Annotated in this window: 23 protein-coding genes; 11 read left to right on the top strand and 12 right to left on the bottom strand. The window is 68.1% G+C overall.

The annotated features are described in order from the left end of the window. Positions 1-180: 180 nt before the first annotated feature. The 5 genes from ctaD to VG502_RS05740 all read left to right on the top strand — a co-directional run bounded on the left by ctaD (position 181) and on the right by VG502_RS05740 (position 6,608). Entirely contained in the window at positions 181-1,830 is a 1,650-nt protein-coding gene (ctaD, locus tag VG502_RS05760) for an aa3-type cytochrome oxidase subunit I (protein ID WP_325549337.1), read from the top strand. Beyond that, positions 1,820-2,224 (top strand): cytochrome c oxidase subunit 4, encoded by a 405-nt coding sequence (locus tag VG502_RS05755; RefSeq protein WP_325549068.1) that lies wholly within the window; start codon positions 1,820-1,822, stop codon positions 2,222-2,224. The genes ctaD and VG502_RS05755 overlap by 11 nt, the downstream gene beginning before the upstream one ends. A 181-nt stretch (positions 2,225-2,405) precedes the next feature. Further along, positions 2,406-3,032: a guanitoxin biosynthesis heme-dependent pre-guanitoxin N-hydroxylase GntA gene (gene gntA, locus VG502_RS05750; RefSeq protein WP_414655703.1), complete on the top strand. Its 627-nt coding sequence runs from the start codon at positions 2,406-2,408 to the stop codon at positions 3,030-3,032. Continuing rightward, entirely contained in the window at positions 3,029-3,658 is a 630-nt protein-coding gene (locus VG502_RS05745; RefSeq protein ID WP_325549066.1) for an urea carboxylase-associated family protein, read from the top strand. The genes gntA and VG502_RS05745 overlap by 4 nt, the downstream gene beginning before the upstream one ends. Then, entirely contained in the window at positions 3,648-6,608 is a 2,961-nt protein-coding gene (locus tag VG502_RS05740; RefSeq protein ID WP_325549065.1) for an FAD-binding and (Fe-S)-binding domain-containing protein, read from the top strand. Before VG502_RS05745 ends, VG502_RS05740 begins: the two co-directional genes overlap by 11 nt. Positions 6,609-6,612: 4 nt before the next feature. Here VG502_RS05740 and VG502_RS05735 read toward each other — a convergent pair whose 3' ends face one another. Genes VG502_RS05735 through VG502_RS05710 form a run of 6 tightly spaced genes read right to left on the bottom strand, consistent with a single transcriptional unit; the run spans position 6,613 to position 12,888 of the window. After that, complete coding sequence (locus tag VG502_RS05735; protein ID WP_325549064.1) at positions 6,613-8,427, bottom strand: thiamine pyrophosphate-requiring protein; 1,815 nt, start codon at positions 8,425-8,427, stop codon at positions 6,613-6,615. A gap of 59 nt (positions 8,428-8,486) precedes the next feature. Next, a complete protein-coding gene (locus VG502_RS05730; protein ID WP_325549063.1) occupies positions 8,487-10,205 on the bottom strand; it encodes a GMC family oxidoreductase in 1,719 nt (572 codons plus the stop codon). Further along, positions 10,202-10,969, bottom strand: a complete 768-nt coding sequence (locus VG502_RS05725; RefSeq protein ID WP_325549062.1) for a gluconate 2-dehydrogenase subunit 3 family protein — start codon at positions 10,967-10,969, stop codon at positions 10,202-10,204. Before VG502_RS05725 ends, VG502_RS05730 begins: the two co-directional genes overlap by 4 nt. Positions 10,970-10,973: 4 nt before the next feature. Further along, positions 10,974-11,444, bottom strand: coding sequence for a hypothetical protein (locus tag VG502_RS05720; protein ID WP_325549061.1), 471 nt, complete (start codon positions 11,442-11,444; stop codon positions 10,974-10,976). Positions 11,445-11,480: 36 nt separating this feature from the next. Beyond that, positions 11,481-11,855: a hypothetical protein gene (locus VG502_RS05715; RefSeq protein WP_325549060.1), complete on the bottom strand. Its 375-nt coding sequence runs from the start codon at positions 11,853-11,855 to the stop codon at positions 11,481-11,483. A 52-nt stretch (positions 11,856-11,907) separates the two neighbouring features. Continuing rightward, positions 11,908-12,888 carry a glycosyltransferase family 9 protein gene (locus VG502_RS05710; RefSeq protein WP_325549059.1) on the bottom strand — a complete coding sequence of 327 codons (981 nt, stop codon included), beginning with the start codon at positions 12,886-12,888 and terminating at the stop codon, positions 11,908-11,910. A 125-nt stretch (positions 12,889-13,013) separates the two neighbouring features. Between VG502_RS05710 and VG502_RS05705 the strand changes: the two genes are divergently transcribed. After that, a complete protein-coding gene (locus VG502_RS05705; RefSeq protein WP_325549058.1) occupies positions 13,014-14,192 on the top strand; it encodes an alcohol dehydrogenase catalytic domain-containing protein in 1,179 nt (392 codons plus the stop codon). On the opposite strand, the gene VG502_RS05700 is transcribed toward VG502_RS05705, so the two are convergent. After that, on the bottom strand, positions 14,181-14,834 hold the full coding sequence (locus VG502_RS05700) for a UdgX family uracil-DNA binding protein (RefSeq protein ID WP_325549057.1): 654 nt from the start codon (positions 14,832-14,834) through the stop codon (positions 14,181-14,183). The two genes, VG502_RS05705 and VG502_RS05700, sit on opposite strands and share 12 nt — an antisense overlap. Before the next feature lie 88 nt (positions 14,835-14,922). Here VG502_RS05700 and VG502_RS05695 point away from each other — a divergent pair, with 88 nt between their 5' ends. After that, the gene (locus VG502_RS05695) at positions 14,923-15,480 is read left to right on the top strand and encodes a type 1 glutamine amidotransferase domain-containing protein (RefSeq protein ID WP_325549056.1); all 558 of its coding nucleotides are present in this window, start codon (positions 14,923-14,925) and stop codon (positions 15,478-15,480) included. Between the two features lie 49 nt (positions 15,481-15,529). Here the strand turns inward: VG502_RS05695 and VG502_RS05690 are convergent, their stop codons facing one another. Then, positions 15,530-16,147, bottom strand: a complete 618-nt coding sequence (locus VG502_RS05690) for a D-sedoheptulose-7-phosphate isomerase (protein ID WP_325549055.1) — start codon at positions 16,145-16,147, stop codon at positions 15,530-15,532. 71 nt (positions 16,148-16,218) lie between these two features. Between VG502_RS05690 and VG502_RS05685 the strand changes: the two genes are divergently transcribed. Both VG502_RS05685 and VG502_RS05680 read left to right on the top strand, forming a co-directional pair. Further along, on the top strand, positions 16,219-17,268 hold the full coding sequence (locus VG502_RS05685; protein ID WP_325549054.1) for an FUSC family protein: 1,050 nt from the start codon (positions 16,219-16,221) through the stop codon (positions 17,266-17,268). Positions 17,269-17,334: 66 nt separating this feature from the next. Then, positions 17,335-18,297, top strand: coding sequence for a TIGR03557 family F420-dependent LLM class oxidoreductase (locus VG502_RS05680; protein ID WP_325549053.1), 963 nt, complete (start codon positions 17,335-17,337; stop codon positions 18,295-18,297). Here VG502_RS05680 and VG502_RS05675 read toward each other — a convergent pair. Continuing rightward, positions 18,245-19,279, bottom strand: coding sequence for an SDR family oxidoreductase (locus VG502_RS05675; protein WP_325549052.1), 1,035 nt, complete (start codon positions 19,277-19,279; stop codon positions 18,245-18,247). The two genes, VG502_RS05680 and VG502_RS05675, sit on opposite strands and share 53 nt — an antisense overlap. After that, positions 19,276-21,162, bottom strand: a complete 1,887-nt coding sequence (locus tag VG502_RS05670) for a transketolase (protein WP_325549051.1) — start codon at positions 21,160-21,162, stop codon at positions 19,276-19,278. The genes VG502_RS05675 and VG502_RS05670 overlap by 4 nt, the downstream gene beginning before the upstream one ends. 114 nt (positions 21,163-21,276) lie before the next feature. On the opposite strand from VG502_RS05670, the gene VG502_RS05665 reads away from it, so the two are divergent. Further along, entirely contained in the window at positions 21,277-22,401 is a 1,125-nt protein-coding gene (locus VG502_RS05665; RefSeq protein ID WP_325549050.1) for an enolase C-terminal domain-like protein, read from the top strand. 58 nt (positions 22,402-22,459) lie between these two features. Here VG502_RS05665 and VG502_RS05660 read toward each other — a convergent pair whose 3' ends face one another. Together VG502_RS05660 and VG502_RS05655 are read right to left on the bottom strand one after the other, a co-directional pair. Beyond that, on the bottom strand, positions 22,460-22,657 hold the full coding sequence (locus tag VG502_RS05660; RefSeq protein WP_325549049.1) for an alpha-amylase family glycosyl hydrolase: 198 nt from the start codon (positions 22,655-22,657) through the stop codon (positions 22,460-22,462). A gap of 29 nt (positions 22,658-22,686) precedes the next feature. Continuing rightward, a complete protein-coding gene (locus VG502_RS05655) occupies positions 22,687-22,959 on the bottom strand; it encodes a DUF7218 family protein (RefSeq protein ID WP_325549048.1) in 273 nt (90 codons plus the stop codon). Between the two features lie 49 nt (positions 22,960-23,008). On the opposite strand from VG502_RS05655, the gene VG502_RS05650 reads away from it, so the two are divergent. Continuing rightward, positions 23,009-23,647 (top strand): hemerythrin domain-containing protein, encoded by a 639-nt coding sequence (locus tag VG502_RS05650; protein WP_325549047.1) that lies wholly within the window; start codon positions 23,009-23,011, stop codon positions 23,645-23,647. Positions 23,648-23,654: the final 7 nt, after the last annotated feature.

Genomic DNA, 23,654 nt, shown 5'->3' with positions numbered 1-23,654 from the left:
ATGATCGTTCGCCGACTTCGGTGAGCTGCAGTCCGGCGCCGGCGCAGGATTCGATGAGCGGCCGTTGGGTAGATCGCGGGCATGCCTCCCACGACCGGTCCGGACACCGACACGGTGCGGCGCGTTCGGCGCGTTCGGCGCGGGACAACTGAACGATCCCCACGACGAGCCGGCGCGAGGTTGTGGTCGGTGATCACGACCACCGACCACAAGATGATCGGCAATCTCTACCTGGCGACGTCCTTCGTGTTCTTCATGGTCGCCGGTGTCCTGGCGCTGATGATCCGTGCCGAATTGTGGGCCCCCGGACTGCAGATCGTCCAGAACACCGGTCAGTTCAACCAGCTCTTCACGATCCACGGCACGATCATGTTGTTGCTGTTCGCAACGCCACTCTTCGCCGGTTTCACCAACGCGATCATGCCCCTTCAGATCGGCGCACCGGATGTCGCCTTCCCCCGGCTGAACGCGCTCTCGTACTGGCTCTACCTACTCGGCGGCATCGAGGTTCTGTCCGGGTTCCTGACGCCCGAGGGTGCGGCCTCCTTCGGCTGGTTCGCCTATACGCCGCTCAGCAGCACGCAGTACTCGCCGGAGGTGGGCGGCAATCTGTGGACGATGGGCCTGGTGATGAGTGGCTTCAGCACCATCTTCGGCGCCGTCAACTTCATCACGACGATCATCTGCATGCGGGCGCCCGGTATGACGATGTTCCGGATGCCGATCTTCACCTGGAACGCGCTCATCACCTCTCTCATGGCGCTGATCGCGTTCCCGGTGCTGGCCTCGGGACTGCTGGGCCTGGCCGCCGATCGCGTTCTCGGGGCGCACGTCTTCGACGCGGCGACCGGGGGAGCGATGCTGTGGCAGCACCTCTTCTGGTTCTTCGGGCATCCCGAGGTCTACATCGTGGCCCTGCCGTTCTTCGGCATCGTCACCGAGATCCTTCCGGTGTTCTCCCGCAAGCCGCTCTTCGGGTATCTCACCCTCGTCTTCGCGACCATCTCGATCGCCGCACTGTCGATGACGGTGTGGGCGCATCACATGTACGCGACCGGCCAGGTGCTCCTGCCGTTCTTCGCGATCATGACGATGCTCATCGCCGTCCCGACGGGGGTGAAGTTCGTCAACTGGGTCGGCACGATGTACGGCGGATCGTTGTCGTTCGAGACGCCGATGGTGTGGTCGATCGGCTTCCTCGTGACGTTCCTGTTCGGCGGGCTGACCGGCATCATTCTCGCCAGCCCGGCACTGGACTTCGACGTGACCGACAGCTACTTCGTCGTCGCGCACTTCCACTACGTACTGTTCGGCACGGTGGTCTTCGCGATGTTCGCCGGGTTCTATTTCTGGTGGCCGAAGCTCACCGGTCGGATGCTCAATGAGCGGCTCGGGCAGATCCACTTCTGGTTGCTGTTCATCGGGTTCCACACGACGTTCCTCATCCAGCACTGGCTCGGTGTGAAGGGGATGCCCCGCCGGTATGCCGACTACCTGCCCTCCGACGACTTCCAGTGGATGAACGACATCTCGTCGGTGGGTGCCTTCATCCTGGGCATCTCGATGTTGCCGTTCTTCCTCAACGTATGGCGCACGTGGCGCCTCGCGCCGAAGGTCGAGATGGACGACCCGTGGGGGTACGGCGGATCGTTGGAGTGGGCGACCTCCTGTCCGCCGCCGCGGCACAACTTCGACAGTCTGCCGCGGATCCGCAGCATCCGTCCCGCCTTCGACCTGCATCACCCCGAGGCCAGCACGGTGCCGCAGGTGCGGGCGGACTGGGAGGATCAGCACGAGGTCGAGCCGCAGGAGGGCCGTCGTGCGACCTGACGCACTGCGGACCGAGACGAAGATCTTCGGGTTCTGGACCCTGTTCTTCGCAGTCGTGGCCGTCATCTACGCATGGTTTACCTACGGTCACGAACTCGCGGGGACAGCGGCGCTGGTCGTGACCGCTCTCATCTCCGGGTCGCTGACGTTCTACCTGTGGTGGACCGGCCGGCGTACCGATGAGCGTCCGGAGGACGATCCGCACGGTGAAATCGCCTCCACCGAGGGCGATTACGGATATTTCGCACCGCACAGCATCTGGCCGCTGCTGGTCGCCATCGCGGCCTCGATCGCGTGTTTCGGGATCGCCCTGGGCTGGTGGCTCGTCATGCTCGATGTGCCGATCGCCTTCTTCGCCATCATCGGGTGGACGTTCGAGCACTTCCGGAACTGATGCCGGCTCGCGGACGCGTCGATCGGCCGGGGAGTGGGTATGCCGTGACGTGACCGTTGCGCCGACGAGAGGCTTCGAGATGGCCCCCGACCGACCTTCCTTAGTTGCTTCCGAGGACACGTGGACTCCGCGGCCACCACGGGACGCCGATCCCGAGGTGCTCGCCGAAACATTCCGCTCGATGATCCTGCACCCCGACTATCCCTGCCTGGGTGCGCGCTCGGTCGTCAACCGGCATCGGGCGACGGTGCTGGCGCTGCCATGGCTCGGGGCACCGGAGACGGCGCCGCGACTGCTCGAGGGGCTGCGGGAGTTCGCGAGGGACACGGACGTCGACGACGGATTCGCATCGTTCGTCGCGATCTTCCGGCAGCCCGAACACTCGGACGAGAAGACCTTCGAGCGTCTCCTGTGGCGTCAGTTGCAGACTGTGGCTGACGCGGACGGGACGCCGTGGAGCACCGAGGTGTCCGACGACCCGGTCGACCCGCACTTCTCCTTCAGCGCGGCAGGCACCGCCTATTTCGTGGTGGGACTGCACCCGGATGCGTCGCGCGTCGCCCGCCGAGCTCCGTGGCCCACGCTGGTCTTCAACCTGCACGAGCAGTTCCAGAACCTGCGCGCCGACGGTGGCTACGAGCGGATGCGCGAGCGGATCCGCATACGGGACAGCAAGGTCCAGGGCTACCCGAATCCGATGGTCGAGGACTTCGGGGCGGCGTCCGAGGCCCGCCAGTACTCCGGTCGGGCCGTCGGCCCGCACTGGAGGCCGGACGCCGACTTCGGTGGTCCGGGGGAAGGGCAATGATGCAGCGCTTGGCGCCACAGACCGGCCTGGGCCTGCGCCTTGCCGCCGGCGACCGGCTCGTCGTGGTCGATCCCACCGGTGAGCAGGTCAGCGACCTGTTCTGTGTCGCCGCGGACGGGACAGGGGACTGGTTGAGCAGCGGGCGGACGATCGACTACGCGAACACGATCTACCTGTCGACCGGTGACACGCTCTACAGCAATCTCAGCCGCCCGATGCTGACGATCGAGGAGGACACGTGCGGCCGGCACGACTTCGTGCTGACACCGTGCAGTCAGTCGACCTTCGACCTGCTCTACCCCGACCTCGGCGGCGCCGCGCACCCGAGCTGCTTCGAGAACCTCTGTATGGCGCTGCAGCCCTTCGGTGTCGATCCGGGCACCATCTCCACGACGTTCAACATCTTCATGAATGTCTGGTTCGAGCCCGGTGGCACCATGCACATCGATCCTCCGGCGTCGCGCGCAGGAGACCGTTTCGTCGTCCGCGCGGAGATGGACCTGCTGGTCGGCGTCACGGCCTGCTCGGCGGAGAAGTCGAACGGCGGTGTCTGCAAGCCGATCGACGTCGACGTTGTGCGGCAGCCGGCGACGACGGCCGCGAAGGGCCGCGACGATGCTCGATGAGGATGCCGGCGCGCTCGACGAGGACATCGACACGCTCGAGGAGGACTTGCGAGCGTTGGTGGACGGTGAGGTCCGGTTCGACGACGGCTCTCGGGCGGCCTACTCCACGGATGCGTCGAACTTCCGGCAGGTGCCGATCGCGGTGGTCATTCCGCGCACCGTGGAGGCCGGGGCCTGCGCGATCGGAGTGTGTGGGCGGCATCGGGCGCCGATCGTGTCCCGTGGTGGAGGGACGAGCCTGGCCGGCCAGGGGACGAACCGCGCGGTGCTGATCGACTGGGCCAAATACTGCGATCGGCTGTGCAGCGTCGACCTCGAATCACGCACGTGTGTGGTGGAGCCGGGCATCGTCCTTGACGATCTCAACCGTGAATTGTCCCAGTATTCCTTGCGATTCGGCCCGGAGCCGGCGACACATCCCAATTGCACGATCGGTGGGATGGTCGGCAACAACTCCTGCGGTGCGACTGCCCAGCGAACCGGCAAGGTCGTGGACAACGTGTCGCGGCTCGAGGTGCTGCTGGCGGACGGAACCCGCTTCTGGTGCGGGCGGACCACCGACGAGACGTATGCCGACATCGAACGGCACGGGGACCGGCGAGCGGCGATCTACCGCTCCCTGCGGCACCTGCGGGATGAGTACGCGGAGGAGATCCGCAGGCGCTATCCGGACATCCCACGACGCGTGTCGGGCTACAACCTCGACTCCTTGCTGCCGGAATACGGGTTCGATGTCGCACGTGCCCTCGTCGGCAGCGAGTCGACGCTGGTCACCGTGCTGCACGCGGAGCTGGAGCTGGTGCCCGTGCTGGCCGAACGCACACTGGTCGTGCTGGGGTACGAGTCGGTCGCGGCGGCCGCCGACGCGGTCCCGGGGATCCTGCCGTCCGAACCGATCGCGCTGGAAGGGTTCGACGGGCGGTTGATCCACGATGAAGGCGTCGAGCACCTGCACGAGGAAGCGCGACGTGACATGCCGGACGGGCATGCCTTCCTGATGGTGCAGTTCGGCGCACACCGCAAGCAGGACGCGGATCGCGCGGCCGACGCCATGCTGCAGGCGGCCGGGCGTTCACCCGACGACGCGGACGTGTCGCTGGTGTCCGACGCGGACCTGGAAGGGGACCTGTGGGCCGTCCGTGAAGCGGGCCTGGCCGCCACTGCGCACGTGCCGGGAGAACCCGATGCGTGGTCGGGCTGGGAGGACTCCGCCGTCGCACCGTCGAAGCTCGGTGACTACCTGCGTGACTTGGAGGACCTCTACCGGCGGTTCGGGTATGCCGACGACGCGGTGCCGAGCATCTACGGCCACTTCGGCCAGGGCTGCATTCACACGCGAATCCCCTTCCGGCTCAACGACGCCGATGGTGTGCGTGACTACCGTCGGTTCATGGAGCAGGCTGCCGACCTGGTGGTCGGATACGGCGGGTCGCTGTCCGGCGAACATGGGGACGGCCAGTCGCGCGGCGAGCTGCTGCCCAAGATGTTCGGCGACCGGATCATGACGGCCTTCGTCGAGCTCAAGGCGATCTTCGACCCCGAGAACCTGATGAATCCCGGGAAGCTGGTCGGAGCGGACCGGCTGGACGACCACCTGCGGATGGGTGCTGCGTGGTCCCCGCACCTCAAGGACACGCCGGCGTTCGATTACCCGACGGAGGGCAGCTTCGTGCGTGCTGCGAATCGGTGCGTGGGGGTCGGGCTCTGCCGCGCGCCGGAGCCGAAGACGGGCGACGACGTGATGTGCCCGTCATACCGGGCGACCCGGGAGGAGCTGCACTCGACCAGAGGTCGGGCACGGCTGCTGTACGAGATGATGGACGGTCACCGGGACGGCACGATCACCGACGGCTGGCGCTCCACTGCGGTCGAGGGAGCACTCGATCTGTGCCTGTCCTGCAAGGGGTGCGCCGCCGACTGCCCGGTCAACGTCGACATGGCGACCTACAAGGCGGAGTTCCTGCACCACCACTACCGGCATCGGCTGCGGCCGCGTGCGCATTACGCGCTCGGGTGGCTGCCCCTGACCGCGCGGACGGTCGCGGTGAGCCGGACAGCACGAATCCTCAACCGGGCCGGCGAGATTCCGCTGCTCCGTACAGCAGGTGCCAAGATCGCCGGTGTCGAGAACCGGCAGCTGCCGAAATTCGCCGAGCGCACCCTGCAGGACTGGTGGCGCGGGCGCGGCCCGCGGGGGAGGGGCGAGCGCGGGCCGGTCCTGGTCTGGCCCGACACCTTCACCAACCACTTCGATCCGCGGATCGGTCGCGCTGCGATCGCGGTGCTCGAGGACGCCGGCTATCGGGTCACGATGCCCCATGAACCGGTCTGTTGTGGCATCACCTGGACCTCGACCGGACAGTTGGACATCGCCCGGCGCGTGTTGCGTCGCACGGTCCGGATCGTCGAACCGGCGTTGCGGTCCGGTTGGCCCGTTGTCGGACTCGAGCCGAGCTGCACGGCGATGTTGCGCTCGGATGCGCCGCGGCTACTGCCGCACGAGCCGGCTGTGCAGCGCCTCGCGGACCTGATCGTCGGCTTCGCCGACCTGCTCCAGGAGCACACCGACGGCTGGTCGCCACCTGCAGTTGCCGTCGATGAGGTGCTGGCGCAGGTGCACTGCCACCAGCACGCGGACACCGGCTGGGAGGCCGACCGTGCCCTGTTGAAGCGCGCCGGTGCCGAAGCGCGGACTGTCGGCGGATGTTGTGGTTTGGCAGGCAATTTCGGCTTCGAGCGCGGTCATTTCGAGGTCAGCCGCGCGTGCGCTGAGGACCGGCTGCTGCCTGCACTGCGAAGTGCTGACGAGACCGTTGCGGTGCTTGCCGACGGTTTCAGCTGCCGTACCCAGATCACGGAGCTGGACGACTCCGGCAGGCATCCGCTGCACCTGGCCGAACTGCTGGCGGACGGTCTGCCCACCGGAGATCCGGCAACCCGCGGGGTGTAGGTCGTCAGCCGTCGTCGCGACCGAGCGCGTTCTTGACGCCCGCCTTCAGCTCGGCCCCGACCGCCTTCACCGAGTCCCGGATCACCGCACCCTCGGCGGGGTCACCCTTGCGCATCGCGGCCAGGAAGCCCTTGGCCTCCTTCAGCGACACGTGCGCGGGCAGCGGGGGGACATTCGGATCGGTGTGCACGTCCAACAGGACCGGGCGGTCCGCGGCGAAGGCGGCGTCCCATGCACCCGGCATGTCCTCCGGCTTCTCGACGGTGATCCCCTGCATCCCGAGCATTTCGGCATACGCGGCGTAGTCGATCCGCTCGACCAGTTGGGAGGTGTCGTAGCGCGGGTCGCCCACCTCACGCATCTCCCACGAAACCTGAGTGAGGTCACCGTTGTTCAGCACGAGAGTGATGAACTGGGGGTTGGACCAGGACTTCCAGTGCCGCTTGACCGTGATCAATTCGTTCATGCCGAGCATCTGGAACGCACCGTCGCCGATCGTGCAGACGACCGGCCGGTCCGGATGCGCGAACTTGGCCGACACGGCATACGGCATGGCCGCCAGCATCGAGGCGAGCATCCCGGAGAGGTTGCCGCTGCCCTCGCGGCCGAGCCGGATGTGATGGCCGTACCAGTCCGCGGTGGATCCGGCGTCCGCAGTGACGATCGCGTTGTCCGGCAGCCGCTTGTTCAGCTCGTGGTAGACGTAGCGCGGGTTGACCGGATCGGCCTCGGTCTCGGCCTCCTCCTGCAGGACCGTGTCCCAGTCCTGCATGCCCTGGATGACCTTCTGCTGCCATGACCGGTCGTCCTGGTGCACCAGCAGCGGCAGCAGAGCAGCCAGGGTCGCCTTCGCATCACCCGCCAGGTTGACCTCCATCGGATACCGCAGGCTCAGGTGCCGGGGGGACAGGTCGATCTGCACGCCGCGGGCCTGGCCGGTCTTGGGCAGGAACTCGGCATACGGGTAGTTGCTGCCGATCATCAGCAACGTGTCGCAGTCCTGCATCATGTCGTAGCTGGGCTTGGAACCGAGCAGGCCCAGCTGTTGCGTGTGGTAGGGCAAATCGCCTGGTACGACGTCCTTTCCGAGCAGTGCCGTGATGATGCCGGCGCCCAGTCGCTCGGCGACCGCGATCACCTCGTCGGTCGCACCCCGCGCGCCCTGACCCACGAGCATGGCTACCTTCTTGCCGGCATTCAGCGCATCGGCCGCCCGCAGCAACTCGCTCTCCGGCGGGGTCGTCACGGTCGAGCTGTGACCGACGCCGGTCCGCGCCACCCAGTGCTCGACGGCGGGCTCCTCCATCGGGAGGTTCTGGACGTCAGCCGGCAGGATCACGACCGTGGGGCAGCGCTGGGCCGCGGCGATGCGCACCGCACGGTCGACCACCAGTTGCGCGTGCATCGGCGTCACGACGGTCTCGACGTATCCCGCGACATCCTGGAAGACCCGCTCGAGGTCCAGTTCCTGCTGTGTGTCGCTGCCGAAGGAGACACGCCCCTGCTGGCCCACGATCGCCACGACGGGCTGGTTGTCCATCCTGGCGTCGTAGAGGCCGTTCAGCAGATGGATCGCGCCCGGTCCCGACGTGGCGATGCAGACGCCGACATCCCCGGTGAACTTCGCGTGCGCACACGCCATCAGCGCCGCGATCTCCTCGTGCGTCGGGCGGATGTAGCGGAACTTCTTCCCGTCGCGTTCACCTCGCTCGAGCGCCCCGTCGAACCCGCCGATCCCGTCGCCCGGGAAGCCGTAGAACTGGTGCAGGTCCCACTCGATGAGTCGGTCGATCACGAAGTCGCTGACTGTGTCGCTCATGCTGAATCTCCTTACTGTGCAGTGCAATCGGGAATGGCGGTGCGGTTGCGTGCCGGCGATCACCCGACCGGTTGCCGAGCGCGCACGGTCCCGGCGCGCTGCTCGGGATCGTCGGACATGGCCGAGCCGTCCGCCATACGCTCGGCGAGGCGGGACGCCAGCGCCATGATCGTCAGCGCCGGATTGGCCGAACCCTGCGTCGGGCACACCGACCCGTCGGCGAGGAAGAGGTTCGGCACCGTCCACGAGCGTTGGTTGGCATCCACCACGCTGGTCTCGGGTGAACTCCCCATCCGTGCGCCGCCGATGAGATGTGCGTAGCGGTGGATGGTCAGCACATCCTGCGCGCCGCCGGCCTTGAGGATGTCGGTGATCACCTTGGTCGAGTAGGCCGAGTTGGCCCTGTCGTTGTCGGTCAGTGAATAGTCGATGCGCGCGACCGGCAGCCCGTAGTCATCGACCTCGTCGGCGAGCGTGATCCGGTTGTCCGGATCGGCGAGCAACTCATTGAGCACGCCCACGGTCGACCAGTGGTTGTAGTCGCGCATGTACTCCCGCATGGCGCGCCCCCAGTGGCCATCGGCGAGGACGTGCTCGGCCCAGCCGCAGGGCAGCGGCGAGACCGTCTGGATCGAGAAGCCGCGGGCGAAACCCCGCGAGGCGTCGGTCTCGTAGTAGTCCTCGCTGGACACCTGCGGCGGCGGCGCCTTGTACATCCGCAGCTCCTCCGGCCAGCGGCCAGCTGTCTGGGTGGCGCCCTGCACCATCACGTAGCGCCCGAGCAGATCGTGGTCGTTGCCGATGCCGTGCGGGTGCCGCGCCGAGGTGGACGCCAGGAGCAGGCGTGGCGTCTCGATCGAATACCCCGCAACAGCAACGAATTTCGCGCGCTGCAGTCGTTCGGGGCCGCCGGGCTCGCTGAAGTAGACCACGCCGCGTGCCCGGCCGGACTCGTCCAGCTCGACGCGGAACGCCATACAGTTCGATCGGATCTCGACACTGTGTGCCAGCGCGTCCGGCAGGTGGGTCACCAGCGGGCTGGCCTTGGCGTTGACCTTGCACCCCTGCAGGCAGTAGCCGCGGTAGATGCAGTGTGGTCGGTTGCCGAAGGTGCCGTTGACGATCCCCACCGGTCCGACCCGCATCCGTATGCCGAGCTTCTCGGCGCCGCGCCATACGACGTTGGCCGCCTCGGAGACCGGGTGTGGGCTGAACGGGTAGCTGTGCGGATGACCCCACGGCCAGTTCTGCCCGGCCACGGGCAGTTCGCGCTCGACCTGCTCGTAGTGCGGCAGCAGGTCCGCGTAGCGGATCGGCCAGTCGGCGCCGACACCGTCGCGCGTGAAGGTCTCCAGATCCGACGGGTGGAAACGTGGGGTGTAACCGGCGTAATGCACCATCGAGCCGCCGACACCGCGGCCGGAATTGTTCTTGCCCAGCTCGATCGGGTCCGAGCCGCCGATGATCCGCGTGCTGGTCCAGTAGAGCCCGTGCGAGCCGACCTCGTCCGACACCCAGTCCCGGTCCGGGTCCCAGAAGGGACCGGCCTCGATCACGACGATCCGCCAGCCGCGGCGGGCCAGCCGCTGCGCGAGCACCGAGCCGCCCGCACCGGCGCCGACGATCACCAGGTCGACCTCGTCGTCGTCGCGGTACTCCTGCATGGTGCGTCGACCCGGCAGGGCGCGCGAATGCACGTCGAGCAGGAAGCGGGAGTCGTTGTCCGCCGGGCCGATCGAACCCTTGGCGATGTTGCGCAGGTGCTTCCTCATGCTCATTCCGGAAACATCTCCGGGTCCGCAGTCACGGCCTCGACCGGATCCTCGCTGTCGGCACCCGGTGTCTCGAACGGTTCGTTGCTGTTCAAGGCTCCGGTGCGCATGAACCCGCGAGGGTAGGCCGGTCCGCCGAAGCCGATCTCGTTCCACGCCCACGGGTGCGAGTAGAAGCCGGCGAGGATGGCGCGCATGCACACCGACCACGCACGCTTGACGTCGAGTTCATCCCACGCGCCGCCGGTCAGCGTGCCGTCGGCGAAATCCGCGACGATCTGCTCCTGCTGGGACAGCTCCAACTGCGCGAACGTCGTCCGAAACCGTTGCTGTGCGGTCTGTTCCAAGCCGGACAAGGACCTGTGCCAAGTATCCCGGTCATCCGGCATGTTGGCGTATCGGTAGCCGTCGAGCCTCCCGTCGGCCAGTTTCGTGTCCACCGCTTCGGCCACCGGCACCCGCGGCTCGGCGTCCTGTCCAGTGGTGACGTCGCAGAACGCGCGCAGGATCGGCTCCTCCTGCGGACCGAAGAACCGCAACGGACCGGGCGGATCGAGCCGCGCCATGACCACTTCACGAGTGACCTCGTCCCAGGTGCCGGCGCTGTCGAGGACATCGAAGTCCGGGTAACGCCCGATCATCTGCGGGGTCGTCCCGCGCCGCTGCCTGGGCAGCCACGACGGGTGCGGTGGCCCTCCGTCCGATCGAAGATGCGGCAGGTGCTGACCCTTGTCCTTGTCGATCCGTTCCCGGGCATTCCCCGTTGCCATCGATTCACTTCTCCCGACGCAGGATCGCGGCGAGCAGGCCCATACCGCCGACGATGCACATCAGCCCCGGCGCGGCGATCGGTGGTCCCATCGGCACGTTGTATGACGCGAGCTTCCAGCCACCCGGCTTGCGGGAGACGCCACGCGCGTGGAAGTACTCCCCGGCCAGGCCGTTCAGGGTGTACGCCGTGGCCGTGATCGGCAATGCGGTCTTGGCCCACTTCTTGCTGAAGACCCCGGCGACCCCCGCCACGACGACGGGAGGGGTGATCAGGATCGGTGACCACATCCACTTGTTGCCGAACCCGGCCTTGTAGTGCTCGATGTAGATCTCGGCCGTGGTGACCACGGCCGCGACCGCGGTCAGGCCGGACAACGAGCGCTCGAAGCGGCCATGCTGGACATTGGCCACCGCCCGGTCGATCAGGTGGATCGCCTCGTGGGATCGGTCAGGACTCAGGTGCAGCAAGGACATGTGGCTTCGCTACCCACCCGTCCCCGGAGCGAACCGTCAGGACGACGGGGAGTCCGTCTGCTGGTCCCGGTCCGGCCCGTCGGAGGCATACGGTGGCTCCATCGCGTTGTCACCCACGGGCCCGCCCGCGAGCACGCGGTCTTCGCTGATGATCGTGACGAGGCCTCCCGCGTTGCGGAAGATCTCCTGCCACTTCTGGACCACGGTGCCGGGGAAGTCGATGCCGAACCGATCGTTGACCTGGCCGATCAGGGTGGCCATCTCACCGGCATCGGCGTCCCGCTGTTGCGCCACGGACCACAGGCCTGCCGCGTAGTCGGTGGCGGAATCGCCGAGCTTCTCGATGAGGTCACCGGAGAGCGGGATCTGAGCGGCCGGGTGGTCCACGTCTCCCGTCGTGTCCCGGGTCATTGCTTCCTCCTTCAGGTCGCTGGTGGTCCTACCCGGCCGGCGTCCCGGCGAATCAGGCTCCGGTGAGCCGAGGCGACAGCCCGTGCACGGCGGCCAGGACCTCCGGCACCGTGATGGCGTCGAGCCGCGGATCGATCAGCGCGCCGTGCGGGTCGCCGACAGCGGATGCCGCAGTGCCGTGCCAGATGCACCGGTGCAGGTGCGGATCGATCGCCGAACCCCACAGGGACGGCGGCACCGGGCCGAACATCGTGACCGACGGGACGCCGTAAGCCGTTGCCAGATGGGCGATCCCGGTGTCCCCGGACACGACCAGATCGCTCGCGGACACGACGTCCGCCAGTTCGGCGATCGACGTCCGGCCCGCGACACACTCGGCGGTCGTTCCTCGCCCCACGTCCGCGCACAGGTCCGCCTCGGCTCCGCCGCCGGTGATCAGCACCTGCGACCGCGCGCTCAGGACATGGACCAGCCGGTTCCATCGAGAGACGGGCCAGCGCCGCGATGCGGAGGCGGCGCCGGGATGGATCACCACCGGCGCCGACGTGCCACGCCCGCCACGTCCGCCGGGTCTGGTGAGACGCAGGTCCGATCGGCCGCATTCACCACCGATCCGGCGCACCAGCGCGCACCACCGGTCGACTTCGTGCGCTCCGTCGTCCCATCGTGGTCCGTTGGGGAATCCGGCTGCGGGACACGCAAATCCGTGCAGCTGTGCTGCCCCTGTCAGACGGAGGATCTCGTGGCTCCGTGGTCCCCGCCCGTGCAGGTTGATGGCCACGTCCGGCACGGGAGCGCCCGTGATCGGCTCCAGCCCGCAGGTCGGCACCACGCCGTCGACCACGCCGAGTTCCGTCAGCCAGCTGCCCAGTTCCGCGCCACAGGCGACGAGCAACCGGTGGTCCGGATACGCCCGCCGGATACCGCGCAGTGCCGGAATGCCGGTCAGTGCGTCGCCGAGCCCGAGCGCGCGCAACACCAGAACGACCCGGTCCGGCGTGCGGGAGGACTGCTCGGACGTCGAACGGATCATCCCGCTCAAGTACCCGCGCACGGCCCGGCGAACCGGTCTCCGCGAGCGTTTGCGCAGCACTTCGCCGGGTATGGGCTCCTGCGAACGGCACTGCCGTTGGAAGGAATCGAGATGGGTGATGTCCGATGAAGGCGCTCACCTGGCAGGGCCGCCAACACGTCGAGGTGACCGACGTACCGGATCCCGTGCTGAAGGAGCCGACCGACGCGATCGTCCGCGTGACGTCGACCGCGATCTGCGGATCCGACCTGCACCTGTACGACGTACTCACGCCCTTCATGCACAAGGGCGACATCCTCGGTCACGAGGTGATCGGCGTGATCGAGGAGGTCGGGTCGGAGGTGGACCGGCTCTCGGCCGGTGATCGGGTCGTCGTGCCGTTCAACATCTCCTGTGGGCATTGCTGGATGTGCAGGCGAGGCTTGCAGTCGCAGTGCGAGACGACGCAGATGCGTCGAACCGGCAAGGGTGCCAGGCTTTTCGGTTACAGCAGCCTGTATGGCGCAGTGCCCGGAGGCCAGGCCGAATTCGTGCGGGTACCCCAGGCGCAGTACGGCCCGATGGTGGTCCCGTCGACGGGAGCGGACGAGCGCTACCTCTATCTGTCCGACGTCCTCCCGACGGCCTGGCAGGCGGTGCAGTATGCCGACGTCCACGAGGACGACTGCGTGGCGGTCGTGGGACTGGGGCCGATCGGTCAACTCTGCTGCCGGATCGCCTCGCACCTCGGTGTCCGGGTGATCGGCATCGATCTGCTCGCCGACCGCCTGCGGACCGCGCGCGAGCACGGTGCGGAGGTGATCGACATACGGTCCGTGGCGAATGTGCCCGAGGCCGTGCGAGACCTGACGGACGGTCGCGGCGCCGACGGCGTCATCGATGCCGTCGGCATGGAAGCGCACGGCGACAAGGTGGCCGGGGCAGCGGTGGGTGTCGCGAGTCGCCTGCCCTCAGTGGTCGGCCGGCCGGTGATGGAACATCTCGGTGTCGACCGGCTGGCGGCGCTGCGGACCGCCCTCGCGGCGGTGCGTCGTGGCGGGACGGTCTCCATCAGCGGTGTGTATGGCGGCAGCCTGGACCCCATCCCGATGATGGACCTGTTCGACAAGGGCATCACGCTGCGCATGGGGCAGGCGAACGTTCGCCGGTGGACCGAGGACGTGGTGCCGCTCGTCCGGGAGCGAGACGTGTTCGATCTGGAGCACTTCGCCACCCATCACGTGCCGCTGTCCGAAGCGGCCGACGCGTACCGGATGTTCCGCGACAAGACCGATGACTGCCTGAAGGTCGTGCTACAGCCGTGACGCTTGCCGCAGGTCCGCGACCAGGCCGTCGCGCAGTTCCTCGCGTCGCTCACCCCCGCGCAGCACCGCGGACGGATGGATGGTCGCCAGCAGGGCAGGACACGGGCCCTGCAGCAGCCGGTCACCCGGCCAGCGGAGCCGGCGACCGCGGCTGGACCCCACACGGAACGACGGACCGAGCAGCGCCTGCCCGGCCGATGCCCCGAGCAACACGACGACCTCCGGCTGGACCATCTCGATCTCGGCGAGCAGCCAGGGCCGACACGCGACGATCTGAGTGCGGTTGGGTGTTTGGTGGATCCGGCGCTTGCCGCGTTCGCGGAAGCGGAAGTGCTTGACCGCATTCGTCATGAACACGTCCTGTGGGTCGATGGCGGCGCGCTCGAGCGCGTCATCCAGGACCTGCCCCGCGGGCCCGACGAACGGCTCACCCTGCTGGTCCTCCTGGGCGCCGGGCTGTTCGCCGACCACAAGGTAGCTCGCGTGCGTGGAACCCGCGCCCATGACCGACTGGGTGGCATGGCGATAGAGGCCGCAGCCCTTGCAGCCGCGCGCCGCTTCGGTCATGGACTCAAGAGTGCGCTCACCGGGTGGGGGCACCCATGGCGTCGCATCCGGGACATCGTTCGTCGTCCGTGCCATCGTTCTGGACTACCCGCGCGGGCCATGGATATGCATTCAGCCCGCCGGCGGGGCGTGTCGGCGGGCCGTGCCGGGGTAGGGGACGGGCATGAGCAATGAACTGCACGGACAGAAGGTCGCGTTCCTCGTTGCTTCCGGGGTGGAGCAGGTCGAGTTGACCGGAGCATGGGACGCGGTCGAGAACGCAGGCGGCACACCGGTCCTGGTGAGTCCGGAGAAGGACAGCGTCCAGGCCTTCAACCACGACGTGGAGCAGGCCGACACCTTTCCGGTCGATGCCCGCCTCGGTGACGCGAGACCCGAGGACTACGACGGGCTCGTGCTGCCCGGAGGGACCACGAACCCCGACAAGCTGCGCACGATCGGCGATGCCGTCGCGTTCGCGGGAGCGTTCCGTCGGGCCGGGAAGCCGGTGGCCGCCATCTGCCACGGCCCGTGGAGCCTGGTGGAGGCCGATGTCGTCCGCGGGAAGCAGCTGACGAGCTGGCCCAGTCTGCAGACCGACATTCGCAACGCGGGCGGGGAGTGGCAGGACAGTGAGGTCGTCGTCTGCGACCGGGACGGCTGGACACTGGTCACCAGCCGCAACCCGGACGACCTGCCGGCATTCACCCGTGAGTTGATCGCGGCCTTCGCCGCGGCGTGAGTCGTTCGTCGCCTGCCGGCGACGGTCCGTCGCGACCCTGCAGGCGTGTTCAGCCACGCACGCCCGCGTCGGCGGCACGTCGGGCCGTGGCGTCCCGCGCCGGCGCCTCGTCGAGCGCCGCACACACCGCGTGCAGCGCCACCAGATGACCTTCCTGGGCGGCTGCCGTCGAGCGTGCGTCGATCGCGACGTATTCGTCGGCACGTTGCGCGAGGGGATTGGGAAACCGGCCGGTCATCGCCCACACCCGCAGCCCGGTCGCGTGGCCGACCGCCGCCGCTCGCAACACGTTCGCGCTGCGCCCGCTGGTCGACAACAGCATGAGAACATCGCCGGGTCGGCCGTGCGCGGCCGCCTGGCGCGCGAACACCTCGTCGGCTCCGTAATCATTGAGAATCGCTGTCACACTGGACGATTCGGCCGACAGGCAGATCGCGGACAGGGGACGCCGCTCCTGGTCGAACCTGCCGACCAGTTCGGCGGTGAGGTGCTGTGCCTCGGCCGCGCTGCCGCCGTTGCCCGCAGCCAGCAGACGGCCGCCACCGCGCAGATGCGACGCCAGCCGAGACCCCCAGCTCCGCAGCAGGCCCTCCTGGCGTTCGAGCGAGGCCAGGGCGGCGCGCAGGTCGTGCAGGTGCTCGGTCATCCACCACGAATCGGTTGTCATGGCCGAAGTGGTACCCGCGTCGGCATCGACTGAACCGAGTGCGCGGCCCTCGAGGTGGGTACACGGGCGGTATGGCGGACCGAGCCGAGGAGCGCGCGTCGAGAGTCGCACGGACCGGGAGGCGAACACATCACCGGTTGGTCGGGCAGACCCTGAAGACCGCGGTGGCGGCGGCTATCGCATGGCAGCTGGGCGTGATGCTGCCCGCATACCTGCCGACCTACGCGTACTACGCACCGTTGGGCGCATTGACGGTCATGTATTCGGCGCTCTACGACTCCGCGGTCGAAGGACTGCGCGCTCTGGCCGCGGTGACCGTCGGCGTGTCGCTGTCCGTGGCACTGCACTTCGCGGCGGGCCCGAATGCCATCACCGTGGCGATAGCGCTCGGCGTCGGCACCGTGCTCGGGAATGCGCGGAATTTCGGTGCCCAGGGTTCCTGGGTGCCGATCGCGGCGCTGTTCGTCTTCACGGCCGGGGGACCGGACACCCTCGAATACGTGGTGGGCTACTTGTCGCAGATGCTGCTGGGAGCGGTCGTCGGCATGGTCATCAACCTCGTCGTCTTCCCGCCCCTCGCGCTACATGAGGTGGAGCGCGCGACACGGGCCGTCCGGCGCGACATCGTGCGGGTCCTCGGTGCCCTGGTCGATCTCATCGACGCGGACGAGGACTCGATCGAGGATCGCGCGGCCGGCGTGAGGGCAGCACTCGAATCGCTGCCGGACACGCGGCAGCGGCTGCGGCAGGCGACCTCCCAGGCCGAGCGGGCACAACAGGGGAACCCCCGGCGCACTCGATGGCAGGATTCGCATTCGGACGTGCTCGCGCTCGCCGGGTCCAGTGAGAGCGCGGCGAGCGTCGTGGAGGATATGGCCCGCGAAATGCTGGAGGACCGCACGGCGTTGCATCGGTCCGACAGCAGCCGGCTGTCGGCGGCGACGGGCGCGCTGCGGGACGTCATCGTGCAGAGCCGCGAGGGTGTGCCGCCCGCCGATCTCGTACGGCGAACCAACGACTTGCTCGACGAAGCGGTGCCGGACGGAGCACCGTTCGTCGTCCCACGGGCGCGACGTGCCCTACGGCGCTGCCTGCGCATCGCGACCGGCTGGACCGAATGACGCAACGGTTTGTGCGCTCCACGCACGGGTATCCCACCCACGACGTGACGAAACTGGAGGACTGACATGCGGATCGGCTACTTCTTGTCCTGCGAGGAATACACGCCGCACGAACTCGTCGACCAGGCATGGGCGGCCGCGGAGGCCGGCTTCGATTGCCTGTGGATCAGCGATCACTACCACCCGTGGAACGACGAACAGGGACAGAGCGCCTTCGTGTGGTCGGTGATCGGTGCGATCTCGCAGGTCTGTGAGCTGCCGGTGACCACAGCCGTCACGTGTCCCACGACGAGGCTGCATCCCGCGGTGATAGCCCAGGCGGCCGCCTCCAGCGCGGTCCTGTTGAACGGGCGTCTGACGCTCGGGGTCGGCACCGGTGAGGCCCTCAACGAACACATCACCGGGCAGCCGTGGCCGCACGAGGACGTGCGCCTCGGCATGCTCGAGGAAGCGGTCGACGTGATCCGCCGGCTGTGGTCCGGCGAGGTCGTGTCGCACGACGGGCGGTATTACACCGTCGACACGGCCCGGATCTACTCCATGCCCGAGGATCCGACGCCGATCTACATCTCGGGCTTCGGCCCCAAGGCGATCGACCTGGCCGGCCGGATCGGCGACGGCTTCATCTCGACGAAACCGGACGCGGACGCGCTGCGGCAGTTCCGATCCATGAAGGGCACCGACGCACCCGCCGAAGCCGGGGTCAAGGTGGCGTATGCGCCGACCGAGGACGAGGGCATCGATCACGCGCACCGGTTGTGGGCCAACGCCGGAGTGCCCGGCGAGTTGGGGCAGGTGCTTCCCTCGCCGCAGCACTTCGAGCAGGCATCCCAACTCGTGACCCGTGACATGACCGCGAAATCGGTTGCGGCCGGGCCGGATCCGGAAGCGCACCTGGCCGCCATCCGCCCGTACCTCGAGGCCGGTTATGACACGGTGGCGGTGGCGAACATGGGACCGCACTACCGCGACATGATCAGGTTCTACGGCTCCGAGATCCTGCCCGAACTGAAATCGGACGACGACTGACGGCGGCTGTGGTGGCTGCCAGAGCGGCTCCCGACACTGCCCCGAGCAGGCCGTGGTGCTGGGAGGCCCACAACTGGGCCGAACGCGTCTTCGCCTTGTCGTCGAAGCGACCGTGAGTCCCGAAGTCGCGGGCGACATCCGCCGGTGCCCACAGGTTCTCCGGTTGGTTCGGCTCACGCGCCTCATCGGTCTGCTGCGAGTCGAACCCTGTCCTGGCGAGGTATCGGTCGAGGAGCCCCGGCGCCACGGCATTCGCCACGAGCGTCATCGCGGTGCTTCCACCCACCCAGTACTCCCTGCGCCGGGGGTGCCTGGCGGCATACACGATCGCGCGTGCCGCGACCTCCGGCTGGAAGATCGGCGGCACCGGCTGCGGGCGACGCGGCAACCGGGACCGCACCCAGGAGAACTGCGGCGTGTTGGCGGCCGGCAGCTGCACCATCGTCACGTGCACCGGGCTCTTCGCGTGCAGCAGTTCGCATCGCAGCGATTCGTGGAAACCCTGTATGGCGTGCTTCGCGCCGCAGTAGACCGACTGCAGGGGTATGCCGCGATAGGCCAGCGCCGAACCCACGTGGACGATGGTGCCGCTGCCGCGCTCCTGCATGCGCGGCAGGACTGCCATGGTGCCGTAGACGTAGCCGAGGTAGGTCACCTCCGTCGCTCGCCGGTACTCATCGGGCTCCAACTGATCGAAGGGTGAGAAGACCGAGGTGAACGCGACGTTCACCCATATGTCGACCGCGCCCCACTCCTGCTCGATCCGCTCCAGGGCACCCCGCACCTGGGCGGCATCCGACACGTCGGTCGGTATGGCGATGGCGTGTCCACCGGCGGCCTCCACCGCATCGGCTGCCTGGCGCAGTCCGGCCGCGCCCCGTGCGAGGAGTGCGACGCATGCCCCCTGGCGACCGAACTCGACCGCGGTGGCCCGACCGACTCCGCCGGAGGCGCCGGTCACCACGACGACATCGGCGCTCACAGCGATGCCTTACCCTCGCTGCCGCTTCGTCCCGTGCACAGGATGCGGACGGCGTCGGCGACCGATTCGGCATCGATGCCGGCGGCGTGCATGAGTTCCTCGGGGGTACCTGACGTCGGCATGACGTCGACGGCCAGCTTGTGCACGGTGGGGCGCAACGCCGACTCCGCCACAGCCTCGAGGACGGCGTCGCCGAGCCCGCCCTCGGGGCGGTGGTCCTCGACGGTGACGAGCGCGGTCGTGTCGGCAGCGGCACGTCGTACGGTGTCCTCGTCCAGCGGCTTCACCGAGTAGCAGTCGATCACCCGCGCTGTAATCCCTTGCGTCGCAAGCAGATCCGCTGCCTGGACGGCCTGGTCGACCGTGACGCCGCACGCGAGGATCGTCACGTCGTCCTGTTCGCTCTGCCGGACGGTGCGACTGCCACCGATGCCTATCGGCTCGTCCGGTGCGGTCCGGACCGTCGTCTTGCCCCGCAGCACCCGCAGGTAGGAGATGCCGGCCCGGTCGGCCATGTCCTCCAGCAGGCACGTGACCTGGTTCGCGTCGGACGGGTGCAACACGACGCTGCCGTGGATCGCGCGCAGTGACGCCATGTCCTCCAGCGCCATCTGCGACGGGCCGTCTGCACCGATCGACACCCCGGCGTGGGAGCCGCACAGCCGCAGGTCGGCACGTGACACCGCGGCCATGCGGACGAAGTCGTAGGCCCGTGCCCAGAACGCGCCGAAGGTGGACGCGAACGCGGTCCAGCCGCGCGTGCCGAGACCGACGGCGGCAGCGGCCATCTGCTGCTCGGCGATGAACATCTCGAAGTAGCGATCCGGTTGCTCGTCGGCGAACGTGTCGGCGTGTGTCGAGTTGGACACCTCACCGTCCAGGGCCACGACGTCCTCGCGGGTCGCGCCGAGCCAGGCGAGGGCCGCGCCATACGCCTCGCGGGTGGAACCCTCGGTCCCGACCTCGTATGCCGGGCGGTCGTGATCCTGCGTCCGGAAGCGGTGCGGCTGCGAGTCGTCGTCGGGTGGTTGTACGTCGACCTCGAAGTCGCGGAAGCCGCCGAGCTCCTGGATCGCGGACGCAGCATCCTCCAAGGGCTTTCCGTGCTTGCCGGGCTCATCCTCGACGGCCTTGACGCCCTTGCCCTTCAACGTGCGCGCGATGATCACGGTGGGCTTGCCGGAGACGCCGGCGGCCTCGTCATACGCCTCGTCGATGGCCTGCACGTCATGCCCGTCCACGATGATCGGATGCCAGCCGAAAGCGGTCGCCCGGTCGGCATACGCCTGGACATCGTGCCCGAGCATCGTCTCGCGGGTCTGGCCGAGTCGATTGACGTCGATGATGGCGGTCAGGTTGTCCAGTCCGCGCCACGCCGCGTACTGGAACGCCTCCCAGACCGACCCCTCGGCCATCTCCGAGTCACCGCACAGGACCCAGACGCGGTAGGGAAGTTGCTCGAGTTCCTTGCCGGACAACGCGATTCCCACTCCGATCGGCAGGCCCTGACCGAGTGATCCGGTGGCGACATCGGTGGGTGGTATGCGGGGCGTCGGGTGCCCCTCCAGCCTGCTGTCCAACTGCCGGTAGGTGCGCAACTCCTGCTCGTCGATGACGCCGGCCGCGTGCAGCATGGCGTAGTAGAGGGGGGAGGCGTGGCCCTTGGAGAAGATCAGGTGGTCGTTGTGCGGGTTGTCCGCCGACTGCAGGTCCCAGTGCAGGTGGCGGCTCATCAGCACCGCGATCAGGTCCGCCGCCGACATGGACGAGGTGGGGTGACCCGACCCGGCGCGATCGCTCATCGCCACCGAATCGACCCGCAGCTGCTGGCCGAGTTCGGCGCAGAAATCCAGGTCCGGCCGGGTGTCGGAAGATGTCGTCATCAGGTGATCTCCTCTCAACGACGTGGGACCAGCCAGCTACCCCTCGTCCCGCGCACGGAAACCCGGTGTCGACCGGACGAATGGGCTCGAGCGCCAAGGGGTAGGTGCGGTGGTATGACGCCTGCAGCTGTAGTTGATCAGCTCGAGGTGCGAGCGCTGTCCTTCCCGACGCCGGCACCGGAGAGTGACGGAACACTGACCTGGGACCATACGGGTGTGGTGACCGTCGAGGTGCGCAGCGGATCGGTGATCGGCCTCGGCTGGAGCTACACGGCACCGGCCGCTGCGGAGATCATCCGGTCGGTGCTGGCACCGGAGGTGGTGGGCGAGCAGCCGACCAGCCCGGCACGCAGCTGGGAGCGGATGCACCGGGCCTGTCGCAATCTGGGGACCCGCGGTGTCGTGATGGCCGCGATCAGCGCGGTCGACATCGCGCTGTGGGACCTGCGCAGCAAGTTGCTCGGCATGCCGCTGGCGGACCTCTGGGGTACGCACCGGGAAGTCGTCCCCGTCTACGGATCGGGCGGATTCACCTCGCTCACCACCGAGCAGCTGGACGAACAGGTGGAGGGCTGGCTGAGCGCGGGCTGCTCCGCGATGAAGCTGAAGATCGGCGAGGACTGGGGACACAACGTCACCCGCGATCTGGACCGCACGGCCCGGGTGCTGGCGCGGGTGCACGGTGACGCGCAGGTCATGGTCGATGCGAACGGTGGGTATTCGCGCCGTGAGGCGATGCGGGTCGGCCAGGACCTGGACCTGCTGGGGGTGAGCTGGTTCGAGGAGCCGGTCTCCAGTGACGACGGCGACGGGCTGCGGCAGCTGCGGGACGCACTGAACTGTGAGGTCGCGGCGGGGGAGTACATCGCCGAGATCTCCGACGCCCGGGCCATGTGCGACGTCGTTGACTGTGTCCAGTTGGACGTGACCCGGTGTGGCGGTTACACCGGGTGGCGTCGATGTGCGGCATACGCCCATGCGGCGCGTGTGCCGGTCTCGGCGCACTGCGCGCCGGCGCTGCACCTGCCGCTGGGCCTGGCCGATCCCGCTCTGCGCAACATCGAGTGGTTCAGCGATCACGTCGCGCTGGAGGAACAAATGATCGAGGGCGCCCCCGTCGTCCGGGGCGGTCGGATGGCGGCGGCCAGCCCCGAGGCGTCCGGGCACGGCTATCGGCTGAAGGACGTGTCGAGGTTCGTCGTCGACGGGGTGCTCGACACCGTGTCTTGGAGCAGTTGAGGCGGTTGGACAACGTCCGGTGGCGCGCTCGTCCGGTCAGGTCCGACGGCCCGGTCGGTCACCGGAAGAACGGGCACAGCCACAGCGCGTCGACGCCCAGCCATTCCAGGTAGTCCAGATGCTCCCGGACTCCCGCGAGGTCACCCTCTTCCGAACCGTCGGAGTCGGCGAAGGAACGCACGTAGATCTCGTAGCAGACCGCGCTCATCCACCACGGGCGGTCATCGGGCCGGGCGATGTCGGTCACGGGGGACATCGGGAACACCAGAGGGACACCACGGTCACTCAGTGGTCACGGAGCGCCTCGATGAGTTCATCCTTGTTCATCGACGACCTGCCCTCGATGCCGATCTCCGCTGCGCGGTGCTGCAGGTCCTTCTTCGTCCAGTCCTCGTACGACGGGTGCTCACCGCCCTTGCGGCCGACCTTCGAGCGTGACGAGTTGGCTGCTGCATTCGCGATGCGGGCGGACTTCTCCTTGCTGTTGCCCTCGTCGCGCAACTCCTCGTAGAGCTCGTCGTCCTTGACCGATGGTCCGGGCGTCTTCCTGCCGGGCATCCCCATCACCTTCCGTAGCTCGCAGTTCCGTACGTGGAGGCCTTACCCAGTGGTCGCGAAGTCACGCATCCGCTCGCGGCGTGGTGTCACGACGGCGCACAGCGGGTATGCCGCCGGAATGGTCCAGGAGAACGGGCAGCGAAATGTCCAGGCAAATGTCCAGCCAAACATCGACGACATACCGACGGCGGCCGAGCTCGTCGGTCAGGTCACTGCGCAGCACGGCATGATCCATGCCGCGTTCCACGCCGCCAAGGCCGGCTCCGGCGAGGCGAAGCAGCGAGCCATCCGACGGTTGCTGTTGTTGCTCGCCATGCACGAGGCGGCGGAGCAGCTGACGATCCACCCGGCGCTCGCGCACGCCGGCGGCGGCCCGGTCGGTGTCGGTGACGACCGGATGGCGGAGGAACGTCAGTCTGTTCAGCTGGTCGAGCGGCTGCAGATGTTCGATCAGGGGTCGTACGAATTCAACATGCAGTTCGCGTTGCTCGAGGAGGCCGTCACCCATCACGCCAAGAGCGAGGAGGCCTCGGAACTGCCGCTGTTCGGCGATCTCGACGCCACCGAGCGCCTCACGATAGGTCAGGCGCTGCGCGCGGTCGCCGAGGCTGTGGACGGTGATTGCCCGATCGAGTACGACGACTTCTCGGCGATGGTGCGGAACAGCCGGGCCTGGCTCGCCGGCTGACAACGGG

This window comes from Flexivirga sp. (genome assembly GCF_035551235.1).
Lineage (GTDB): Bacteria > Actinomycetota > Actinomycetes > Actinomycetales > Dermatophilaceae > Flexivirga.
This window is presented reverse-complemented; position numbering and strand designations above follow the sequence as displayed.